Origin of the sequence: Candidatus Hinthialibacter antarcticus, from assembly GCA_030765645.1 — a bacterium.
Classification (GTDB): domain Bacteria; phylum Hinthialibacterota; class Hinthialibacteria; order Hinthialibacterales; family Hinthialibacteraceae; genus Hinthialibacter; species Hinthialibacter antarcticus.
This window is the reverse complement of the sequence record JAVCCE010000026.1, coordinates 1-6,799: the sequence shown is the minus strand read 5'-3', so window position 1 is coordinate 6,799 and position 6,799 is coordinate 1. Positions and strand designations below refer to the sequence as shown.

Annotated in this window: 6 protein-coding genes; 1 reads left to right on the top strand and 5 read right to left on the bottom strand. The window is 49.1% G+C overall.

Annotation, left to right across the window (positions count from 1 at the left end):
* Window positions 1-200 precede the first annotated feature (200 nt).
* The 4 genes from P9L94_07250 to P9L94_07235 all read right to left on the bottom strand — a co-directional run bounded on the left by P9L94_07250 (window position 201) and on the right by P9L94_07235 (window position 3,544).
* A complete protein-coding gene (locus P9L94_07250; protein MDP8243861.1) occupies window positions 201-515 on the bottom strand; it encodes a HigA family addiction module antitoxin in 315 nt (104 codons plus the stop codon).
* Window positions 516-530: 15 nt separating this feature from the next.
* Complete coding sequence (locus tag P9L94_07245) at window positions 531-812, bottom strand: type II toxin-antitoxin system RelE/ParE family toxin (protein MDP8243860.1); 282 nt, start codon at window positions 810-812, stop codon at window positions 531-533.
* A gap of 103 nt (window positions 813-915) precedes the next feature.
* Entirely contained in the window at window positions 916-1,950 is a 1,035-nt protein-coding gene (locus P9L94_07240) for a TIM barrel protein (GenBank protein MDP8243859.1), read from the bottom strand.
* A gap of 169 nt (window positions 1,951-2,119) precedes the next feature.
* On the bottom strand, window positions 2,120-3,544 hold the full coding sequence (locus P9L94_07235) for a Glu/Leu/Phe/Val dehydrogenase (GenBank protein ID MDP8243858.1): 1,425 nt from the start codon (window positions 3,542-3,544) through the stop codon (window positions 2,120-2,122).
* A gap of 374 nt (window positions 3,545-3,918) precedes the next feature.
* Between P9L94_07235 and P9L94_07230 the strand changes: the two genes are divergently transcribed.
* Window positions 3,919-4,767 carry a hypothetical protein gene (locus P9L94_07230; protein ID MDP8243857.1) on the top strand — a complete coding sequence of 283 codons (849 nt, stop codon included), beginning with the start codon at window positions 3,919-3,921 and terminating at the stop codon, window positions 4,765-4,767.
* A 510-nt stretch (window positions 4,768-5,277) separates the two neighbouring features.
* Here the strand turns inward: P9L94_07230 and P9L94_07225 are convergent.
* Window positions 5,278-6,504 (bottom strand): Gfo/Idh/MocA family oxidoreductase, encoded by a 1,227-nt coding sequence (locus P9L94_07225; protein ID MDP8243856.1) that lies wholly within the window; start codon window positions 6,502-6,504, stop codon window positions 5,278-5,280.
* Between the last annotated feature and the right edge of the window lie 295 nt (window positions 6,505-6,799).

Here is a 6,799-nt window from a genome sequence, read left to right as displayed (position 1 = left end):
GTGCGGGCTTTCAGGCCCTTATGCACAGGCGCTCCCAGAGTTGCACCCATGCCTGATTGGTTCGTCAATTTTTAATATGCCCGAATATGTTTTCTCAAACAAAATTATGGCCATCCATCAATGTAAGTACTCACTTACCGGATGAACCAATTATATTTCAAATCTCATCGAACCGCAGCATGCAAGATCGCAATCAAGATTTACGCTGCTGTGAGCGGTTTGATTCGAGAGACATCTTTTTTGATGACTTGTTCAGCCTCCCAAAGGTCAACCGCCCGTTGCGCATTGAGCCAAAATTCGGGCGAGTTGCCAAATAAACGCGCAAGCCGAAGCGCCATTTCAGGGCTGAGACTTCGGCGTTCGCGAAGCAACTCGTTGATGGTCTGCCGCGACACGTCTACGGCTTTTGCCATACTCGAAACCGTCAGCCCATAGTCAGGCAAAAAATCTTCACGCAGCATCTCGCCCGGATGCGTCGGCCTACGTTTCATTTTTCGGGTATTATTAATACTCATGCTCGCGCCTCATATTTAATGATAGTCACAAATCTCTACATCATAGGCGTCGCCATTTTTAAAACGAAAGCAGATACGCCATTGGTCGTTAATCGAGATTGAATACTGCCCTTTTCGATTGCCCTTCAGTGCATGAAGTCTGTTTCCGCGAGGAACGGTTAAATCATCCAACCGTACAGCCAAGTCGATATATTCGAGTTTGCGCGCCGCTCGTCCCGCGATATCCGTCGGGATTCCTTTTGCCTTGCCGGATTCATACAACTCTTTTGTACGTTGATCTGCAAATGTCTCGATCATATCATATACTGTAACGCACCATGTGACACAATGCAATAATAAAAAAGCGGGGCGCTGAATGCAACGCCCCGCTTGGGTGAATCAATTGTACGCGCAACGATTATTAGTCGGCGCCTATGCCGTCTTCAAACGAACCCGCCGCCACAGGGAAGCAGCAATTGTCGCGAACGTAGGCGATGCCGTTGGCGCTGCACGCATCTACATCGCGATGCGCACTTTCGGCTTCGACCACCAATGGCGCCGTGGCTGTCCCCATTTTGCTTTTATAGAGTTCTGGGTACCCAATGGTAATCATCAGCTCGGCGAAACGCACCATGTTAATGTCGCCGGAGGGCAGGTCAACAAACTGCATTCCGCGTTTCTGCCAGCCAGACTCCATCATACGCAGCGGAAAATCGGGGCGGATGGTGTGGTTCTTGATGTGGCAGCCATAGCAATATTGCGCCACTTTCAAGAAGCGGGTTTCCCAACTCTCGCCTTCCCAACAGTGAGAGGGGTCAACATTGACGCCCAATGAAGCGTCGCCGCCGCAAATGTCGACTAACATCAGAAAATCGTCAGCGCACATCGCGCCGGTGCCGGGGTGAATTTCATGGCACAAAACCGCGCCTAACGAATTGGCTTTTTCGCGGATTTTTGCAGTCTTGGTTACAAAGCGCTCCTGGCCTTCTTTGATGAGATCAAAATCCGGCCCCGCCCAAAAGCCCCATGGATAGCCGCTGGCGAGTTCCCAGCCAAAGGCAACACCCCAGAACATGGGCAGCACTTTAACGCCGAGTTCGGCTGCATAATCCATGAATTTCAAAATATAATCTTCCGCCCATTGTTCGATTTCGCTGAGCGATTTTTTGGCGACCTCGCCGGGAATGAACGGACGGATGCTTTTCGTACCGGTCCAGGCCGAGGTATGCACCCAGAAGGGGCAATGGCTCGAAATGCCGTCGATGGCAAGACCGTGTTTGGCGAACGCGTCTTTAACTTCAGATGCGGGTTTAAAGCCGCCTTTCCCGTCCTCCAACATAAAGTTTGAGGGTTGCGCGCCAGCAGCGCCAGACGCTTTGGCAAAGGCTAGAAATTCATCGAGACTTTTGGCGCCGTGCTGGGCGCCCTCAATGCTAGGGTGAAAACAAGCGGTCATAATATAAACTCCCTTCCTCCGAATCGGTTGATTGTCTAGTGATAGGGTCTGCGGGTTGGAGCGTCCCCGTGCTTCGCGGCCCCAAACGCCAGCACTTCAAATTACCGCGTCTGCGCCCCGTCTTCAAGGCGGTTGATTCACCGAAAAGAAAAAACCACCCGCTTCCCGCTTAGGGGAAAATGCCTTTCTCGAGATAGGATTGCACAATTTTGTGAATCGCGTCCGTAAACGCGGCGGTGCGCAGGTCGATATCGCTGTTTTCTTTATTTTTAATATCGTGGATCCGGTGGAACGCGTTAATCATGGTGTCTTCAAGCCCGGCGTAGACCATGTCTTTTTCATCAGCGCCGCTGCCTATTTTTTTAATCAGCGACTCATCTAATTTCTTGCCAGTGGTTTCTTCGATGATGTCAACGATGGTTTTGTGAAAGCGGTCGTCGAAGCGTTTGGTCATACGGCCAAAACGAATATGCTGCAAGTTTTTGATCCATTCAAAATACGAAACCGTGACGCCGCCCGCGTTGAGGTATAAATCCGGCAGCACCAACACGCCGGTTTTATGCAAGATCGCGCTGGCCTCCGCTGTCACCGGGCCGTTGGCGGCTTCCGCCACGATCTTGGCTTTAATGCGATGGACGTTATCAATCGTAATCTGGCTCTCTAACGCAGCCGGGACCAAAATGTCGCATTCCATTTCAAGCGCGGCGGCGCAATCTTCGATGGTTTCCGCTGTGGGGTAATTTTTAAAGGTGCCCTCTTCTTTGCGGTAGTTAGCCACATGCTCAGGCGAGAGGCCTTCTTCACGGAAAACCGCGCAATCATATTCAATGATGCAAACCACCTTGGCGCCGTGATCGTGTAAAAACTTGGCGGCGTGATAGCCCACGTTGCCGAAGCCTTGAATGACGACCCGCTTGCCTTCGACGCCCGGCGCGAGGCCGAGCGCTTCCATGTCTTCTTTGACGCTGCACGCTTCGCGGATGCCGTAAAACACGCCCAGGCCAGTCGCTTCGGTGCGTCCATTGACGCCGCCCATCGAGACCGGTTTGCCGGTGACGCAGCCGACCGCGTTTAGATCATCCGGGTTAAGCGCACTGTAGGTATCGGCGATCCAGGCCATTTCCTGGGGCCCGGTGCCGAAGTCAGGCGCGGGCACGTCGACCCCGGGGCCGATGAAATTCTTTTGGTTCAATTCAAAGGTATACCGCCGGGTGATGCGCTCTAACTCGTCTTTCGAATAATTGTGTTTCGAAATCTTCACCCCGCCCTTGGCGCCGCCGAAGGGTACGTCGACCACGGCGCATTTATAGGTCATCAGCGCCGCCAACGCCGTGACTTCGTCTTCATTCACATTGGCGGCGTAGCGGATGCCGCCCTTGGTCGGGGAGCGGTGGTGGCTGTGTTCGGCGCGCCAGGCGTGAATAACTTCGATCTCGCCGTTGTCGCGCTCGAGCGGATACGTGAAGTGGTAAACGCTGTTGCACTGCTTCACTTGCTCGAGCAATCCCTGTGGATAAGGCGTAAACGGGAGCGCTGCATCAAAGTTTTGAATGACTTGGGCGAAAAATGGAACCGGCTTGCTGGGGTCGCTCATCAGGCTCTCCAATTTGTACGCCGACGGGGGCGCAATATCAGCATTACGTCATCGCTCCGCCCGCGAACGGCGGGCGCGCAACATTGGTGTAAGCCTATCTGATTTTGGGGTGAATGAAAAGAAATAAGATTGAGTTTTCATATCTGTATCTATCGCTGAGCCCTGCGGGCGCGCTTTACGCACAGTATTTTGTCAAACGCTCGAAGCGAAACTAGATATTCCGCCTGAAATTTAGGATCATGTCAATATGTTGGTTCTGCCGCGAAGGAGATTGCGTTGTTGGATCGTGGGGGCATGGCTGCTTGCTAGAAGCCGCATTAAAAATATGACATCTTGTCGATATGTAAACACAATTGAAATGCAAAGAGGTTGCTATGTCTAAAGAAACAAAAGATCAAATAATTGAAATATTGAAAAACCTTGCAGAGCAACTTGGTAAAGAAAGTCTATCTAAAAAAGAAATTGCAAAAGTAATATCCCTTTCAAAAATAAATTATCATTTTGGAAATGCTGGGAATGCACTTAATGCGGCGGGTTTAATACGAAAAGCACAAGGTGAAAATTTTATGGGGCGAAAAAAGCAATTGTCTCATGAACAGCTATTTGAAGCATTGTATTCTCTCGAGAAAAAAATTGGCAAAGAGCCAGGTTACAACGATAATTCAGCTAATGGCGAATATTCTGGAAAGCCATATACTCAGCGTTTTGGCAAATGGCCTGAAGTTCTTTCATATTACAGAAAATGGAAGATAGAAAATAATAAAAATATTTCACAAATAAATCCAGTCAATTTAATTAAGAAAAATCCTAGTATAATTCGCAAAAATAAAAAATCATCAATTGATTTAAGCAAGACAATTCCTCAACAGTTTTATGGCGAACCTATTGACTTCAGAGGCTTGCGTCATGCTCCAATAAACGAGCAAGGAGTTGTTTTCTTATTTGCAATGATAAGTCGTGAACTTGGTTTTAGTATTGAATCAATTCAACAAGGTTTTCCTGATTGTGAAGGAAAGTATGAGCATGATTCAAAGAAAAACCTATGGGCTAAAGCAAGAATTGAATTTGAATATAAATCTTCAAATTTTGAAATGCATGGACATGATCCTGATCAATGTGATTTTATTGTTTGCTGGCAAGACGACTGGCCAGATTGTCCGGTAACTGTAATAGAACTAAAAACTGAAATTTTAAAACTCCCATCCAATTTTCTACCGAAATGAATTATGTTTATTCCTACATCGCCCACATCCGTAAGACCGAGGGCATCCAAATCATCGAACCGCTTGACGACGATGACGACAACGACGCGATAACCGACAATGACAAAACTTGAGTTCAACATCAAATCCCCTCTCCCCCTGGGAGAGGGCTAGGGTGAGGGCATCGCCTTACTGATTGGCGCTGACAAATTACGTTTTACTGCTCCCTCATCCTCACCTTCTCCCAAAGGGAGAAGGAACGAGCGGCGGCGATTTCAAGACCGCGTCTCATCAATTGAATGGATATAAAATTGTCAACATCAAATCCCCTCTCCCCCTGGGAGAGGGCTAGGGTGAGGGCTTCGCCTTACTCATTGGCGCTGACGAATTGAGTTTACTGCTCCCTCATCCTCACCTTCTCCCAAAGGGAGAAGGAACAAGCGGCGGCGATTTCAAGACCGCGTCTCATCAATTGAATGGATATAAAATTGTCAACATCAAATCCCCTCTCCCAACTGTTGCGCCGCTCTTTCAATTGGCTGCGATTGGCTCGTATTGCTTGATCGTTTTCCGGGTTCCGCCTTCAAGGGCTGATTGATGGGCCATGATCCCCGGTACGGTATACGACAGCGCTTCGACAACATCGACGGCAGGCGGACGGTCTTGCGTTAAAGCCTCGATGAACTCGTGCGTCAAAAAAGTATGCGACCCGTCGTGACCGCTGTTATGCCGCATCGGTTCGGGCAGCATGTCGGTTTTCCACCATTCGATCTGCTCATAGTTTTCAAAATTGGGCAGGTTGCGCGTAAAGCCCGCATCGTCTGTTTCGGTTTGTTTTCCGCGACGGACAATGACAGAACCGATTCCATTTTGATGCGGCGCGTAAAAACTCATCCGGTCTCCGATCCATTCTGCGCGTTCGCAGCCGCGGTGGGCGCCTTTCCACCAGATGTTCACTCGAAACGCGTTGTCTCGACTCGTTTTGAACATGGCTGATTCGTTCCAGAACGGATTGCCGTATGCATTATCTTTGAGCGCTTGGTCATCATCGCCCCAGCCGTGGCAAACGACTTCGGTCAATCGCTCGCCGGTTACGCCGACGAGATGAGCGGTGCAATGAGTGGGGTAGTGCATGGGCGCGTAGCCATAGCGCCATGTACGTTCGCCATTGTAGTGAAAAAGATGATCCAGGCCGTCATGCTGATATTCAGATTCGCAATAATACAAATTTCCAAATAGACCGTCCTGATAAAACTTTCGCGCGGAGATCGTAAATTGCTGGAAATAGCTCGTTTCAGCCATCATGTAGGTCAGACGGTGGGTTTTGACGGTTTCATATAATTGGTCTGCTTGTTCCATGGTTGCGCAAGCGGCGGGCACGGCTGAGATGCAATGCTTGCCATGCTTCATACATTCAATAACGTGAGGAACATGCAATGGCGCATCGGTGAATATAGCGACCGCATCAATCTTTGGGTCTTTCACCAACTCTTCAAGCGAGGGATACGTCTTTTGGCACTTGTAGGTTTCCACAAGCCGTTGCAGGCGGTCTGCTCGCAAATCGCTGACGGCTTCGACGATGCAATCAGGATGTTCGCGCCATTGAAAACTGCATCCGAAGCCGCCGCCCACAACGCCGATTCGAATTTTCTTTGGTGCGCTGTCGACTGGCAGCGGGTTATTGAATGAAAGCATTGATGTGGCGAGTGATGCTGATCCTGTCTTTACGAATGAACGGCGCGCTAATTTAGAAAGCATAGAAGTGTCCCCACTGTATTAAGATATATCACCGTTTGCCAAAATTCTGATTTCAGATGATTCGTCAGTATTACAATGAATCTATCAAAAAACGATTGAGATTTCAATTTATAAATAGTAAGTAAAACAGAATTGGCGACCGAAGCCGCCTCACTGATAAGAGATATGTGGCTCCTCACAAGAATTTGTGCACGAGTTTGGGTTCAGGAAGATTACCGAGTCCATGATAAAGAGCCAGGATGTAGGTTTTCGCCGTCCTGAATCCATAGCAACGATGACTGATTACTTTGGCTTT

What these genes read in the sequence shown, in the direction of transcription:
- P9L94_07225 (MDP8243856.1), bottom strand. Translation starts at nt 6,504, where the DNA reads ATGCTTTCTAAATTAGCGCGCCGTTCATTCGTAAAGACAGGATCAGCA.
- P9L94_07235 (MDP8243858.1), bottom strand. Translation starts at nt 3,544, where the DNA reads ATGAGCGACCCCAGCAAGCCGGTTCCATTTTTCGCCCAAGTCATTCAA.
- P9L94_07240 (MDP8243859.1), bottom strand. Translation starts at nt 1,950, where the DNA reads ATGACCGCTTGTTTTCACCCTAGCATTGAGGGCGCCCAGCACGGCGCC.
- P9L94_07230 (MDP8243857.1), top strand. Translation starts at nt 3,919, where the DNA reads ATGTCTAAAGAAACAAAAGATCAAATAATTGAAATATTGAAAAACCTT.
- P9L94_07245 (MDP8243860.1), bottom strand. Translation starts at nt 812, where the DNA reads ATGATCGAGACATTTGCAGATCAACGTACAAAAGAGTTGTATGAATCC.
- P9L94_07250 (MDP8243861.1), bottom strand. Translation starts at nt 515, where the DNA reads ATGAGTATTAATAATACCCGAAAAATGAAACGTAGGCCGACGCATCCG.